Origin of the sequence: Curtobacterium flaccumfaciens (genome assembly GCF_013359815.1) — a bacterium.
Lineage (GTDB): Bacteria > Actinomycetota > Actinomycetes > Actinomycetales > Microbacteriaceae > Curtobacterium > Curtobacterium flaccumfaciens.
In genome coordinates this window covers 175,681-190,005 of the sequence record NZ_JABMCF010000040.1, presented here as the reverse complement: position 1 = coordinate 190,005, position 14,325 = coordinate 175,681, and the positions used below count along the sequence as shown (strand labels likewise).

The following is a 14,325-nucleotide window of genomic DNA, read 5'->3' as shown; positions in this document are numbered from 1 at the left end:
GCTCGCGTGTCGGATCGCTGGCGATCAGTGGAAGCTGTCACCGCAGGCGCAGCTGCCCTGCGCGTTCGGGTTGTCGATCGTGAAGCCCTGCTTCTGGATCGTGTCCTCGAAGTCGATCGTCGCGCCGTCGAGGTACGGGACGCTCATCTTGTCGACGACGACCTCGACCCCGTCGAACTCGGCGGTGACGTCACCGTCGAGCAGGCGCTCGTCGAAGTAGAGCTGGTAGATCAGGCCCGAGCAGCCACCGGGCTGGACGGCGAGGCGCAGGCGCAGGTCGTCGCGGCCCTCCTGCTCGAGCAGGCTCGCCACCTTGCCGGCAGCGGCGTCGCTCAGGAGGACGCCGTGCGACTGCGTTTCGGTCGCCGGTGCTTCGGTGATGGTGTCGCTCATCGCGCGTCTCCCTCCGGGCGGTGTCGGTCACCGCGCCTGGCGTCGATTGTAAGCACCCTCAGCTGCGCGTCGCGAGCCTGGCGAGCAGGATCGTCTCCGACGCGATGGCACGGTGCAGGACGCCGAGGTGCTGCGACTCGTTCGGGCTGTGCGCGCGGGTGTCCGGGTCCTCGACACCGGTGACCAGGATCTGCGCGTCCGGGAACTCCTCGGCGAGGTCGGACACGAACGGGATCGACCCGCCGATGCCCTGCTCGACCGCCTCGGCGCCCCAGCCTTCCCGCATGGCCGTTCGGGCCTCCTGGACGGCCCAGCCAGCGGTGTCGACGAGGAACCCGTCGCCGCTGTCCGGCTCGGTGATCTCCATCCGTGCACCGAACGGGACGTGCTCGCGCAGGTGCCGCTCGACGGCCGCGGACGCCTGCCGGGCGTCCTGACCGGGGGCGACGCGGACCGAGACCCGTGCCGAGACCGTGGGCAGCAGGGTGTTCGAGGCGTTCGCGACGCTCGGCACGTCCATGCCGGTCACCGTGATCGACGGCTGGAACCACATGCGGGACAGCACGGCGCCGGTGCCGATCGGGCGGACACCGGGCACGAGCGCGGCGTCGACGGCGAGTTCGTCCTCGGTGCGCTCCGGCACGTCGGCCTCGTACGAGGACAGCCCCTCGACGGCGACCGAGCCGTCGGCGTCGTGCAGCGAGGCGAGCAGCCGCACCATGGGGATCATCGCGTCCGGGGCCGCTCCCCCGAACATGCCGCTGTGGCTGGCGTGCTCGAGCGTGGTCAGGGTGAGCTTGAAGGTGACGTTGCCGCGCAGCGAGACCGTGATCGACGGGACCTCGGTGGACCAGTTGTCGCTGTCCGCCACGACGATGACGTCGGCGGCGAGGTGCTCCTTCTGCTCGCGCAGGAACGTGCGGAACGAGCGGGAACCGAACTCCTCCTCGCCCTCGACGAAGAGCACGATCCCGAGGTCGAGGTCGTCACCGAACTGGGCGTGCACCGCGCGGAGCGACGCGATGTGCGTCATCACACCGGCCTTGTCGTCCGAGGCGCCGCGGCCGTACAGGCGGTCACCGCGCAGGGTCGGCTCGAACGGCGGCGTCTCCCACAGGGCCTCGTCGCCCTGCGGCTGCACGTCGTGGTGGGCGTAGAGCATCACCGTCGGCTTGCCGTTCCGAGCCGGGCGCACCGCGAGCACCGCGGGCTGGCCGAGCTCGGTCTCCGCGTCGGCCTCGGCGACGTCGGCCGTCGAGCCGGACACCGCCGACCGCACGATCCGGACGTCGTCCGCGCCGAAGACCCCGGTCGACCGGGCGAGGTCCGCGACGGCCTCGGCACTCGCGCGCACGTTCGCCGGGTCGAAGGCCGACCAGGACACCGACGGCAGGCGCACCAGCGCGGACAGGTCGGCGATCGTCGTGGGCAGTGCACCCTGCACGTGTTCGCGCAGGGCGTCGAGGAGCGCGGGGTCGGTCGCGGGGCTGTGCTGTTCGCTGTCGGTCATGCCCGGTAATCTAGAGGAGATCCCGCACGCACACCGCCGTTAGGAACGCACCGTGGCGAAGGCAGCCCCCAAGACCAACACGACCGTCAACCCGACCGAGGCCGAGCTCCTCGAGCAGGGCAAGGGCCGCCCCACGCCGTCCCGCCGCGAGCGAGAGGCAGCGAACCGCCGCCCCCTCGTCGGCAACACGCCGGTCGACAAGAAGGCCGCCCGTGCCCGCCTCAACTCCGAGCGCGAGCGCGCCCGGGTCGGCATGGCCAACGGCGAGGAGCGCTACCTGCCGGCGAAGGACCGCGGTGAGCAGCGACGCTTCGTCCGCGACTGGATCGACGCCCGCTGGAACGTCGGCGAGGTCATGATGCCCGTGCTCGTGCTGTTCCTGATCGTCGGGTTCGCCGCCGCGCAGACCGTGATCGCGTCATACTCGCTGCTGCTGGTGTGGGCGTTCGTGGCGCTGTTCATCATCGACTGCGTGGTGCTGTGGCTGTCGCTCCGCCGCAAGCTCACCAACAAGTTCGGCGAGTTCCAGCGCGGCACGTTCCTCTACATCCTCACGCGGGCGTGGCAGCTGCGCTTCCTGCGGCTGCCGAAGCCCCAGGTCCGGCGTGGGCAGTACCCCACGCTCTAGCCACACGCACACGACGAAGCGCCGCCCGGCCTGCCGGGCGGCGCTTCGTCGTTCCCGCTCCCCTGTTCCCCGCTCCCACGCTCCGCATCGGCGATCGAGTGAGCAGAACACGACGGGTCGACTGGCGAGCCACGGCGTGTTCTGCTCACGAAGCGGCCGTGGGCGCGCCCCATGACGGACTGGAGGCCCGTGGCGGTGTCGCCACGGGCCTCCAGTCCGTCAGGTGGTCGCGTCTACCGCGCGGCGCGACGCAGCCGCCGACGGCGCAGCCGGTTGATGCGCGCCGCCCAGGTGGGTCCCTCGTAGAGGAACGCCGTGTAGCCCTGCACGAGCGTGGCCCCGGCGTCGATGCGGTCCTGCACGTCCTGCTCGGTGGTCACGCCGCCGACGGCGATGACGCAGAAGTCGGCGGGCACCGCGGCGCGGACGCGACGCAGCACCTCGAGCGAGCGGGCGGCGACCGGCGCGCCGGAGAGTCCCCCGGCACCCATAGCCTCGACGTCGGACGGATCGGCGGTCAGGCCCTCGCGGGAGATCGTCGTGTTGTTGGCGATCACCCCGGACAGCCCGAGCTCGACCGCGAGGCCCGCGATCGCGTCGATCTGCTCGTCGGTCAGGTCCGGCGCGATCTTGACGAGCACCGGCGTCCGGCCGGCGGCGTCACGCACCGCGGACAGCAGCGGTCGGAGCTGGTCGAGTTCCTGCAGTCCGCGCAGACCGGGCGTGTTCGGCGAGCTGACGTTGACCGCCAGGTAGTCCGCGAACGTCGCGAGCCGACGGGTGGACTCGAGGTAGTCGTCGATGGCGTCCTCGACGGAGACCACCCGGCTCTTGCCGATGTTCACGCCGATGACGGGGCGACCGGGGTTGCGGCGGGCGCGCTCGAGGCGCCGGGCGGCCGCTGCGGCGCCGTGGTTGTTGAAGCCCATGCGGTTGATCAGGGCGCGGTCGCCGATCAGCCGGAACAGGCGCGGGCGCTCGTTGCCGGGCTGCGGCTTGGCGGTGATGGTGCCGACCTCGACGTGGCCGAAGCCGAGCAGGCCGAGACCGGCGATGCCGCGGGCGTCCTTGTCGAACCCGGCCGCCAGACCGAAGCGCGACGGGAAGTGGATGCCCATGGTGGTGATGCCGTCGGCCGCAGCGGGACGGCAGTACCGCTCGACGACGCCGCTCAGGAACGGCAGGCGGGGCAGCCCCGCGATGACGGCGAAGGCCAGGTGGTGGGCACGTTCCGGGTCCATGTTCGCGAACACGGAGCGGAACACGACGCGGTAGCCGCCGCGCACGATGCGTTCGGCGATGCCGCTCACGCGCGCGTGCCGGACGGTGTGGACGACCCGGCGGCCGTGTCGGATGCCGCGTGGTGGTCGCGGCGGAGCTGGCCGATCGCGTCCTCGAAGTCCTCGAGCGAGTCGAACGCCTGGTAGACGCTCGCGAACCGCAGGTAGGCGACCTCGTCGAGCTCCCGCAGGGGCGCGAGGATCGCCAGGCCGATGTCGTTCGCGTCGATCTGACTGGACCCGGAGGACCGCACGGTCTCCTCGACGCGCTGCGCGAGCACGGCCAGGTCACCGTCGGTGACCGGGCGCCCCTGGCACGCCTTGCGCACGCCGGAGACGATCTTGTCGCGGCTGAACGGCTCGGTGACGCCGTTGCGCTTCACGACGTTGAGCGAGGCGGTCTCGGTGGTCGAGAACCGTCGACCGCAGTTGGGGCACTGTCGACGGCGGCGGATGGAGGTTCCGTCGTCGCTCGTCCGTGAGTCGACGACGCGGGAGTCCGGGTGGCGGCAGAAGGGGCAGAACATGTCGTTCCCCAGGCTATCGGTTCGTGCGCTCCGTCACGGCGGCCCCGTGCGCGGGGAGCTGCTCCTCGGTGGACAGGGCGACGATGTGCGGCGCGACCTCGGCCAGGGCCTCGGGCGTGTACCGGACGATCTGCTGGGGTCGCAGGAACGTCGACGCGGACAGCCCGGACCCGAACCGGGCCTGGCCGCCGGTCGGCAGCACGTGGTTGGACCCGGCCAGGTAGTCCCCCAGGCTCACCGGCGTGCTCGGCCCGACGAACACCGCACCGGCGGCGTCGATGTCGGCCAGCACGGCGTCGTCGTCGACCGTCTGGATCTCGAGGTGCTCGGGACCGTAGGCGTTGCTCACGGTCGCGGCGTCCGTCAGCGAGTCCACCAGGACGATCGCGGACTGCGGTCCGTCCAGGGCGGTCTGGAGGCGCGAGGCCGTCCCGAGCACAGCGGTGCGTTCCGGGATGGCGGCTTCCACCGCGTCGGCGAACGCCGCGGACGTCGTCACCAGCACGCTGCCGGCCTGCTCGTCGTGCTCGGCCTGGCTGATGAGGTCGGCGGCCACGAACCCGGCGTCGGCGGTGTCGTCCGCGATCACGAGGATCTCGGTCGCCCCGGCCTCGGAGTCGATGCCCACCACCCCGCGCACCAGACGCTTGGCGGCGGCGACGTAGTTGTTCCCAGGCCCCGTGACCAGGTCGACCGGCTCGAGGTCGATCTCGGCGACGCCGTACGCCAGCGCGCCGACGGCTCCGGCGCCGCCCATCGCGTAGACCTCGTCGATGCCGAGCAGCCCCGCCGCGGCGAGGATCGTCGGGTGCACCGCGCCGCCGTGGTCACGCTGCGGCGGCGACACGAGGGCGATCGAGGGCACGCCCGCGACCTGGGCCGCGACGACGTTCATCACGACGCTGGACGGGTAGACAGCCTTGCCACCGGGCACGTAGAGCCCCACGCGGCGCATCGGCTGCCAGCGCTGGTGGACCTCGGCGCCGTCGGCCAGGGTGGTCACGGACGGGGCGGGGATCTGCGCGGCACTCGCGGCCCGGACGCGGCGGACGGCCTCGTCGAGGGCTGCCCGGACCTCCGGAGTGAGCCCGGCCACGGCTGCGGTGATCTCGGCGGCGGGCACGCGGACGTTCGGGGGAGCCCCGCCGTCGAAGCGCTCGGCCTGGTCGTGCAGGGCCGCGGCCCCACGGTGTCGGACGTCCTCGATCAACTCGCGCGCGGCGTCGACCGCGTGCGACACGTCACCCGCGGCGCGGGGCATGAGTCGGAGGAGTTCGGCACGGGCGGGGAGGCCACCGCGGAGGTCGATTCGCTGCATCATGAGGGATCCGATCCTACCGAGCCGAACGCCGACGCCCAGTAACGTGAGGGCTGATGAACTTCGAGAAGGCACGGCGCCTCGTGAGCGACCTCGTCCGGGTGAACGAGCGGTACGCCCGCGACGGCCACTACCGCAACGACGTCCGTGAGCGACTCGGCCGGACGGTGTCCCGGGTCGACGTCGGTGTGGCTCGGCGGGAACGCGATCGTGCGCCGCTGGCCGCGCGCCCGTTCGACGGCCTGGTGGAGACGAGCCTGTCGCTCGCCGGCATCCGCACCGTGGACCGCGATCCCGAGGTGGTGCTCGTGGTCGACGAACTCCGGGAGGGTGCCGCCTTCGCCGGGGTGCAGACCGCCCTGGCCGTCGCCCTGGCGCTCGGCGACCGCCTCGGCCGGCGGGTCCGGGTCGTCATGGTCCGGTGGACGACACCCGGCAACAGTGCCGCCGCAGCCGAGGCGCTCGTCGCCGACCGGTTCCCGGAGTCGCGCGTCGACGGACGTCCCGGGGTCCGCGTGGTCCGGCGCGAGGACATCTTGGACACCGAGTTCGGCCGCGACGACGTCTGGGTCGCCACGCACTGGAAGACCGCGCACCCGATCGACGTCGCCGTCACCGCCGGGGTGGTCCCCCGACACCGCGTCGTGTACCTGGTGCAGGACTACGAACCCGGCTTCAGCCCGTGGTCGACCGAGTACGCGGTCGCCGCCTCGACCTACCGCGCCGGCTTCCGGATGCTCGTGAACTCCGAGCCGCTGCGCCGGTACCTGGCCGACGTCGAGGGCCTCGACGTCCCCTCCGAGCACACCTTCACACCGCACCTCGACCTCGAGCTGCTCGAACGCGTGGCCGCTGCCCGGGCGCACGAGGACGTGGTCCGGGTCCTCTTCTACGGCCGTCCGAGCAAGCACCGGAACCTGTTCCGCCTCGGCGTCGCCGCACTGCGGGTCGCGGTGCAGGAGCTGGCCGCCGACGGCATCCGGATCGAGTTCCACTCGGCCGGTGAACAGCACGGCGACGTCGAGCTCGACGGGGGCCCAGGCGACGTGAAGCTCGTCTCGCACGGCACCATGCCCTGGGACGACTACTTCCGGTTCATCGCATCGACGAACGTGGTGCTGTCGCTCCAGCACAGCCCGCACCCGAGCCACCCACCGTTCGACGGCGCGGTGTCCGGCGCACGTGTCGTGACGAACGAGTTCCGCGGCACCCGGGCGCACCTGCACCCGAACCTCGAGGCGGTCCCCGCCGATGCCCGTTCCCTCGGCCTGGCCGTCGCCGACGCCGTCCGGCAGGCAGCTGCGGACGGCCCGACCGGGCACGTGCCCCTGGCTGCGGGGGTGCTCGGTGGCCCGCTGGAGACCGCCGTGGACGCCCTCGCACGTGCACTCGAAGCAGAGGAGTCCGACCGATGACCCGCTCCACCCTCGTCGTCGTGCCCGTGTACGGCGACCTCGACTCCCTGCTGCGGTGCGTCGACGGGCTCCTCGAGCACCTGGACACCCAACGGCACCGCGCGCTGTTCGTCAACGACTGCGGGCCCGAGGCGGACACCATCGAGCGGGCGCTGCTCGACCGGATTGGCGACCGCCCCGGGTTCCGGTACGAGCGGAACGACCACAACCTCGGGTTCGTCGGCACGTGCAACCGTGCCGTGGACGAACTCGACCGCGGCGCCGACGACGCCGGCACCGAGGCCGTCCTGCTCCTCAACAGCGACGCCGTGCCGACGGCGGGGTTCCTCGACGCGATGCTCGCGGTCCTCGACGAGGACCGCACCGGCGTCGTGACCGCGCGCAGTGACAACGCGACGATCGCGAGCATCCCCTACCGCCTGACCAACCGGGGTACGGCCCGCACCGAGGACCGCACGCGACGGGTCTGGGGCGAGCTCGCACCGCTGCTCCCGGTGTCCCAGGTCCTGCCCGTCGCGATGGGCTTCTGCTTCCTCACCCGCCGCGAGCTGATCGCCGAGCACGGTCTGTTCGACGAGGCCTTCGCGCCCGGCTACGGCGAGGAGAACGACTACTGCCTCCGGATCGCCGCCCACGGCTGGCTCGCCAAGATCGCCAACCGCGCGCTGGTCCTGCACGCCGGCGGCAAGAGCTTCTCCGGCAACCGCAGCGCGCTGCGCGCCGCGCACCAGCGCGTGCTCGAGGGTCGCTACCCGTTCCTGCCGGACGCAGTGGCCGCGTACCAGCGGCACGGCATGACGGCGACCGAGCGGTTCGCCGACGTCCTCGTCCCCTCGGGGCAGCGCCCGCGGCTCGCCGTGGACCTGCGGCACGTCGAGGACGCCGACACGCTCGTCCGCCAGGTCGACGCGGCCTTCGGGGACGGCTTCGACCTGGAGGCCCGGCTCCCCGCCGGTACGTCGGCACCGGCCGCGTGGACCGTCACCACCGGAGACCCCAGCCCGGACGACCTCGTCACGGTCGCCGTGCTCGTGGACCCGGCGCCCGCGGACGTCGTCGCGGCCAACCGGCGGGCGCTCCACCTGGTGGTCGTGCGGGCCGCGCAGAACGCGGTGCCGTGGTCGTCGCGAGCGCACCGGACGGGCGCCGACACCCTCGCGGCCGTCGTGGACCACTTCGCCGTGGTCGTCGCACCGGGCGCGGTCACCGACGCCCGTGCACGCATCGAGGATGCGCTGACGGCCCCGCTCGCGGGCACGGCCGACGCGCTCGAACGTCGGTGGGCGGCGCTGCTCCCCCTCGACCTCACGGCCGCCGACGTCGCCGCGGCCAGCGCAGCGGACGAGGTCGTGCGCCTGCGCCGGGAGCTCACCGACCTGCGCGCGAGCAGGTCCTTCCGCACCGGCCAGGCGATCGCGAAGGTCGCCGCACGACTGCCGGGGCGCCGCTGATGGCCGAGGCGAAGGGCATCGGCCGCGTCGCACGGCGCCTCGCCCGACCCTTCCGGGGCCCGGACCGACCGCTGACCGTGACCGACCGGCTCGACCGCTGGGCCCGGCGGATCGCCGAGTTCGAGGTGCTCGACCGCGCGTACTTCGAGGCACAGACCGGACGGACGTTCGACACCGACGCCGACGCCGTCGCGTTCTACGTGCACAACGACGGGCAGCGTGGGCTCTCGCTGCACCCGCTCATCGAGCACGAGTGGATGCGCGAGCACCAGCCCGTCCCCGCGATGTCCTGGTACGACGCCCTGCACCAGGAGGGCCCCGAGCTCTTCCAGACCGGGCCGCTCTTCGACGCAGGCGTGTACGCCGCCTCGGTGCCGGGAGCCGACCGCCCGGCGACCACGCTCGATGCGCTCCGGCACTTCCTGCGGAACGCGACCGACGCGACCACGCTCCCCGTGCCTCCAGGCCGCCGTGGCGACGCTCCCACCTGGGGCGCCGCACGCGACGCAGCCGTCGCCGATGCGCGCGCCTTCGCCGGTGCGCAGCACCGCACCCGGCGACGCTACCGGTCCACGTGGGACGGGCCCGAGGTCGCCGAGGCCCTCGGCCGGTACCCGCGCGGTGTCGCGCGGCGCGACGCGGAGCAACCGCTCGTGTCGATCGTGATGCCGGTGTACCGGCGCGCCGACGTGGTCGGTGCGGCGATCGCTTCGGTGCGAGCGCAGCAGCACACGAACTGGGAACTCCTCGTGGTCGACGACGGGTCCGGCGACAACACCGTCGACGTCGTGCGCGGGCTCGCTGCCGAAGACGGGCGCATCCGGCTCCTCGAGCGGGAGAACGGCGGTGCCGGCGCCGCACGGAACACCGGACTCGCGGCCGTGCGTGGCGACTTCGTCGCGTTCCTCGACGCCGACAACACCTGGCGTCCCGAACACCTGACCGCGGCCCTCGCGGCTCTGCTCGAGACCGACGGGCCCGCCGTGCACACGGGTCTGCGGATGGTCGGCGCGAACAACGCGGACGACCGGACCGCGCCCGTCGAGACGTACCGCGGCGAGGACGGCACGCTCGACGACCTGCTCGCCGGCAACTTCATCGACCTCAACGCGCTCGTGGTCCGCCGTGACGTCGCCGCAGGGGTCGGCCCGTTCGACGAGACGCTCCGACGCTGGATCGACTGGGAGTGGCTGCTCCGCATCGGGCAGCGGTTCGGGGTGCCCGCGTACGTCCCCGTCATCGGCGTCGACTACGACAACGTGCGGGACCAGCGACGGGTCTCCTCCGCCCAGCCCGCGTCGTGGCAGGAGGTCGCGCTCGCCCGCCACCGCATCGACTGGGACGCCCTGGCGTCCGCAGCACCGACACGGGACACCGGACTCGTCTCGGTCGTCGTGCCGGTGTTCCGCGACTGGACGATGACCCGGCGCGCCGTCGATGCCGTCCTCGGCGCGGCCGACCACGACGGCGACCGCGTCGAGGTCGTCCTGGTCGACAACGGCTCTCCGCGATCGGTCTCCGCGATCCTCGGTGCCTGGTTCCGTGACGAACCCCGGGTGGTCCTGCAGCGCGAGGACCGGAACCGGAACTTCGCCCTGGGCAGCGACCTCGGACTCGCCCGGTCCTCGGGCGGCACCGTCGTCATGCTCAACAACGACACCGAGGTCACCACCGGCTGGCTGCGGCCGCTCGTCGGCGCGTTGGACGACCCGTCGGTCCTCGGCGCGCAGCCCCTGCTCGTGTACCCGGACGGCGTCGTGCAGGCCGCCGGCACGGTCTTCGGCGGGGACAAGGTGCTCCCCTGGCACTTCCTCGGCGACCACCCGCGACACGACGCCGACCGCGTGTTCGGGTCGGGCTCCGCCGGCGCAGTGCGGTTCTCGGCGATCACCGCAGCCGCCGCGGCGTTCCGTGCCGCCGACCTGATCCGCTGGCACGGGTTCGACCCCGTGTACGCCAACGGGCTGGAGGACGTGGACCTGTGCCTCCGCGCACTGTCGACGTCACCGGCGGGCTCCGCTTTCGTCGTCGTCCCGTCGTCGGTCGTCGTCCACCACGAGAGCCGCACGCCGGGCCGGGACGACGCCCGCGTCGACAACCGCCGCATCTTCGACGAGCGGTGGCGCGGGCGGTACCCCGACGCCGACGCCGACGCCCGGTACGACGCAGCCGGACTGCGCTACCTCGGAGTGGACCCCGGGCTCCCCAAGGGCCACGGCGTGATGGTGCGGTCCTCGCGACCGGTCGTCGTCCGGGAGGAGGGGGCTGCTGGCTTCCGTGTCGCCGTCAAGCACGACGGCACGCGCGTCGCGGACGTGTCCGCACTGGTCATCGCGCTCGAAGCCGCGGGACACGTGGTGCAGGTCGACATGCCGACGTCCTGGTACCGGGGATCCAGCGGGTTGGACGAGGTGACCGTGCTGGTCGTGGAGGCACCGTCTTCGGGGGTAGGTGCTTCGTCGTTCGTGCCGCAGCCGGGGACGCGGAACGTCGTGTGGCTGGCGGAGGGGCAGTCCGTCGCGGACGGGGACTTCGCCGTCGTGGTCGGGGCTGCGGCGGAGGCGGGGCAGGTCGTCCGGTCGCTGTGAGCGCTTCTCGGCGCGCGTGGCGAGCGGACACCACGAGCCCGCGGAGCTGAGCGCCTTTCGACTCTGAGGCGGATTCTTCGGGCACGTTCACCAGGTTCCGAGACAAACGAGGCCTGCTGTTCACCTTGCCGGAGCAGGCTGCTCGCATGTCGCTCCTCTCGGATGCAATGCGGTCGACCTTCACGACCAAGTGCTCGGTGTGCGGTGCGGTCATCCGGAAACGCGATGCGCTCGACCACGAGGGACTGGCGTTCTGCTCGGTCCTGCACGAGGCCGAGTACATCGTCGCCACGCTCGACTGACACCACCCCGCCTCCGGTCGAGCCCCCGTAGGATCGGTCAGTGCCCGATCACCTCCTCGCGGTGTTCCCTGCCTACCGCGACAACCCGTTCCTGAACCTCATGCTGCTGGCCCCACGGGCACGCGGCTGGAACGTCCTCGAGAGCCTGCGTCTGGAGCAGCTCGAGCAGCACCTCGGTCGCCTCGGTACCGGTGACGTCTTCCACATGCACTGGACATCCCCGATCGTGCAACGAAACGACGACGACCTCGAAGAAGCCCAGGCTCGTCTCGATCGTTTCCGCACCGCCGTCGACGCGGCGCGCACACGCGGAGCTCGGCTCGTCTGGACGATCCACAACGTCCTCCCCCACGATGCGCGGCACCTCGAGCTCGAACTCGAACTGAACCGCTACCTGGCCGACGCCGCAGACGTCGTCCACGTGATGAACAGGGACACACCCACGGCCGTGTCCTCGTACTACGAGCTCGACCCTGCAAAGGTCGTACACCTCCCGCACCCGAGCTACCAGGGCGTGTACCCGGACTCGGTTTCGCGGGAGGAAGCGCGCGCCTCGCTCGGACTCACGGACCGCGACCACGCCGTCCTCGCCTTCGGCCAGATGCGCCCCTACAAGGGCATCGACGTCCTGGTCGAGGCCGTGCGTCGGACGAAGCCGTCCGAGCGCCCGGTGCTCCTGCTGGCCGGCCGGACCACGGCCGTCGACCGCGAGGAGATCGACCGGCTGCTCGGCGACGACGTGCGTGCGGTTCGCGAGCACGACCAGGTCGAGGACATCGACGTCCAGCTGTGGTTCCGGGCGGCGGACACCGCGGTGTTCCCCTACCGGCGGGTGCTCAACTCGGGGGTCCTGCACCTCGCCGCATCGTTCGGCGTGCCGTCGATCCTGCCGGACGAGCCGCACCTGCGTGTCGAGTTCGGCGACGAGGCGTGGGTCCGGTGGTTCGACGCCGGCGATGCCGAGGAGTCCTTGAGCGTGGCACTGGCGGCGCCCGCCGCGGGTGCTGCCGAGGCCGCGGAGTTCAGCAGGCGGCTGGCGCCGTTCGCATTGTCGCGGCGGTACGCGGAGTTGCTCGACGCCGTTCAGGGGTAGCGGCGCGGCCCCTCGTCGGGGCCCAGGTGTCGAATGCCCCGGGGCCGTCGGCTCAGAACAGGAAGCGCTTCGCCGGGGTCGCCCGCAGGACGAGCGCGACGAGGAGCGGCACGAAGTACGCGATGAGGAACGTCCACTTCGACGATGGCAGGCCGAGACGCTCCGTGATCGCCAGTGACAGCGTGTGCGTCAGGATCATCGGGATCGCGCAGGCGGCGACGGCGAAGACCACGGTCCGGCCCCAGCGCGGGATCCAGCGTTCCGTCCCCTCAGCGACCAGGAGCATGCCACACGAGATCGCCGACGCCATCAGCACGCTGAGCAACGGCGTCCCGAGGTTGCCGGCCTTCATGTTGAGCGTGTCGAGGGCTCCCGACCAACCGAGCCACCACGACGGGACGAGCAGGACCAGCCCCGTGACGATCGGGCGGTCGATCGTGGCACGGAAACGTCGGAGGAGCATCCCGACGAGCATGAACGCGAGCGCGGGCATCGCCATGCCCGCCGACTCCGGGATGTGCGCGATGGCGAAGCGGTCACCGATGCACCAGGCGATCCCGACGCCTGCAACGAACCAGGGCAGGACCGGGTGGACGCGTTCGAGCCACCGCATCAGCACTGCAGCGACGAAGAGGCAGGTGACGAACCAGAACGCCGAGTACGGCCGCGAGATCCAGTCGCCGCCGAGGGGCAGCAGGGTGAGCGTCCTGCTGTCCAACGGATCGCCCAGCGCAGCACGGAACCCGAACCAGATCAGGGTCACGAGGACGAGCCAACTGAGGTACGGGACCAAGAGGGTGCGCGCACGCCGCCCGAGTTCGTCGGAGGCTGAACGACCGGGCTTCCAGAGGTAACCGGTCAGGACAAAGAAAACCGGGACGTGCCACGTGTAGAGACCCGCCTGGGCGAAGTGCCGCTGGTCCCAGGTGTGCCCGGCGACGATCGCGACGACGCCCACCACCCGGACGAGGTCGACCGCGACCGAACGGTCCGATCGGCTCCGGCGCGTCGCGAGGTGTTCCGGGACGGCCGGCGTCGAGAGCATGCTTCATCGTACCGATCGACAGAAGACGGGCCGGCCTCAGCGTCAGCGTCAGCGTCAGCGTCAGCGTCAGCGTCAGCGTCAGCCGCGATCGTCCAGTCCGGCGGACGTCCCCACGGCCAGGATGATGCTCCGGAACGCCCCGCCGAGCTGCTGGTACTCGGCGGCGCCCGCTGGGTGTGTGCCGTCGGTGCTCACTCCGGCCGCCCACGAGGACCCGGACCGGGCGAACGTCCACGGATCCGCCCACGTCCACCCTTCGTCGGCGACGAACTGCTGCAGCGCCGTCCGGTAGGTGGCCGCGGCTCCCGGCCGCCACCGGTACGGTGGCAGGTCCGCCACGATGACCTTGCGGGCGCCGACCGTCTCGACGATCCGCTCGTACGCCGAGCGCTCCTCGTCGAGCGATTTCCCGAGGCGCACGGCGTTCGTGCCCGCCAGGATCACCAGCACGTCGACGTCGCCGACCGGTCTTACGGCTGCTGCCATGGCGTCCGGGGTCGCGCCGGCCCGTGCCCATCCACCGGCGTACTCGATGCCGTCGCCCTGTGCGTACGTCATCCAGCTCTCGTCGTCCAGGCCGTTCCCGAGGAAACCCGATCGTCCCGCGCTCAAGGAGTCCCCGACCACGGCGACACGCAGGTCGTGCTCGGGCGCGACCTCGGCTGCTCGGAGGGCGTTCGGTTCGACGGTCACCACGGGGACCGCGACGGCGACTGCCAGCGCAACGGCAGCCATCAGGTATCGAGAGCGACGCACGAACGACATTCTCTCGCAC

At 72.0% G+C, this 14,325-nt stretch carries 13 protein-coding genes; 6 read left to right on the top strand and 7 right to left on the bottom strand.

Features of this window, described 5'->3' with window-relative positions:
• Positions 1-24: 24 nt before the first annotated feature.
• Together HP445_RS14625 and HP445_RS14620 are read right to left on the bottom strand one after the other, a co-directional pair.
• A complete protein-coding gene (locus tag HP445_RS14625) occupies positions 25-393 on the bottom strand; it encodes a HesB/IscA family protein (protein ID WP_035808216.1) in 369 nt (122 codons plus the stop codon).
• Positions 394-451: 58 nt separating this feature from the next.
• Complete coding sequence (locus tag HP445_RS14620) at positions 452-1,903, bottom strand: dipeptidase (protein ID WP_128779694.1); 1,452 nt, start codon at positions 1,901-1,903, stop codon at positions 452-454.
• Positions 1,904-1,955: 52 nt separating this feature from the next.
• Here HP445_RS14620 and HP445_RS14615 point away from each other — a divergent pair, with 52 nt between their 5' ends.
• Positions 1,956-2,531, top strand: a complete 576-nt coding sequence (locus tag HP445_RS14615; RefSeq protein WP_111023129.1) for a DUF3043 domain-containing protein — start codon at positions 1,956-1,958, stop codon at positions 2,529-2,531.
• A 233-nt stretch (positions 2,532-2,764) separates the two neighbouring features.
• Here the strand turns inward: HP445_RS14615 and HP445_RS14610 are convergent, their stop codons facing one another.
• From HP445_RS14610 to hisD, 3 genes are read right to left on the bottom strand one after another with little or no spacing between them, the layout of a single operon-like run.
• Positions 2,765-3,841, bottom strand: a complete 1,077-nt coding sequence (locus HP445_RS14610) for a quinone-dependent dihydroorotate dehydrogenase (protein WP_128779693.1) — start codon at positions 3,839-3,841, stop codon at positions 2,765-2,767.
• Positions 3,838-4,338, bottom strand: coding sequence for a transcriptional regulator NrdR (nrdR, locus tag HP445_RS14605; RefSeq protein WP_111023127.1), 501 nt, complete (start codon positions 4,336-4,338; stop codon positions 3,838-3,840). Before nrdR ends, HP445_RS14610 begins: the two co-directional genes overlap by 4 nt.
• A 13-nt stretch (positions 4,339-4,351) precedes the next feature.
• A complete protein-coding gene (gene hisD, locus HP445_RS14600) occupies positions 4,352-5,659 on the bottom strand; it encodes a histidinol dehydrogenase (protein WP_128779692.1) in 1,308 nt (435 codons plus the stop codon).
• A gap of 53 nt (positions 5,660-5,712) precedes the next feature.
• Here hisD and HP445_RS14595 point away from each other — a divergent pair, with 53 nt between their 5' ends.
• The 5 genes from HP445_RS14595 to HP445_RS19205 all read left to right on the top strand — a co-directional run bounded on the left by HP445_RS14595 (position 5,713) and on the right by HP445_RS19205 (position 12,505).
• Positions 5,713-7,071: a rhamnosyltransferase WsaF family glycosyltransferase gene (locus HP445_RS14595; RefSeq protein WP_128779691.1), complete on the top strand. Its 1,359-nt coding sequence runs from the start codon at positions 5,713-5,715 to the stop codon at positions 7,069-7,071.
• Positions 7,068-8,522, top strand: a complete 1,455-nt coding sequence (locus tag HP445_RS14590; protein ID WP_128779690.1) for a glycosyltransferase family 2 protein — start codon at positions 7,068-7,070, stop codon at positions 8,520-8,522. The genes HP445_RS14595 and HP445_RS14590 overlap by 4 nt, the downstream gene beginning before the upstream one ends.
• Entirely contained in the window at positions 8,522-11,110 is a 2,589-nt protein-coding gene (locus tag HP445_RS14585; RefSeq protein ID WP_128779689.1) for a glycosyltransferase, read from the top strand. Before HP445_RS14590 ends, HP445_RS14585 begins: the two co-directional genes overlap by 1 nt.
• 146 nt (positions 11,111-11,256) lie before the next feature.
• A complete protein-coding gene (locus HP445_RS14580) occupies positions 11,257-11,412 on the top strand; it encodes a hypothetical protein (RefSeq protein WP_164941085.1) in 156 nt (51 codons plus the stop codon).
• Positions 11,413-11,452: 40 nt separating this feature from the next.
• Complete coding sequence (locus tag HP445_RS19205; protein WP_128779688.1) at positions 11,453-12,505, top strand: glycosyltransferase; 1,053 nt, start codon at positions 11,453-11,455, stop codon at positions 12,503-12,505.
• Between the two features lie 52 nt (positions 12,506-12,557).
• Here the strand turns inward: HP445_RS19205 and HP445_RS14570 are convergent, their stop codons facing one another.
• Complete coding sequence (locus HP445_RS14570; RefSeq protein ID WP_128779687.1) at positions 12,558-13,550, bottom strand: acyltransferase family protein; 993 nt, start codon at positions 13,548-13,550, stop codon at positions 12,558-12,560.
• Positions 13,551-13,628: 78 nt separating this feature from the next.
• On the bottom strand, positions 13,629-14,306 hold the full coding sequence (locus HP445_RS14565) for an SGNH/GDSL hydrolase family protein (protein ID WP_164941084.1): 678 nt from the start codon (positions 14,304-14,306) through the stop codon (positions 13,629-13,631).
• Between the last annotated feature and the right edge of the window lie 19 nt (positions 14,307-14,325).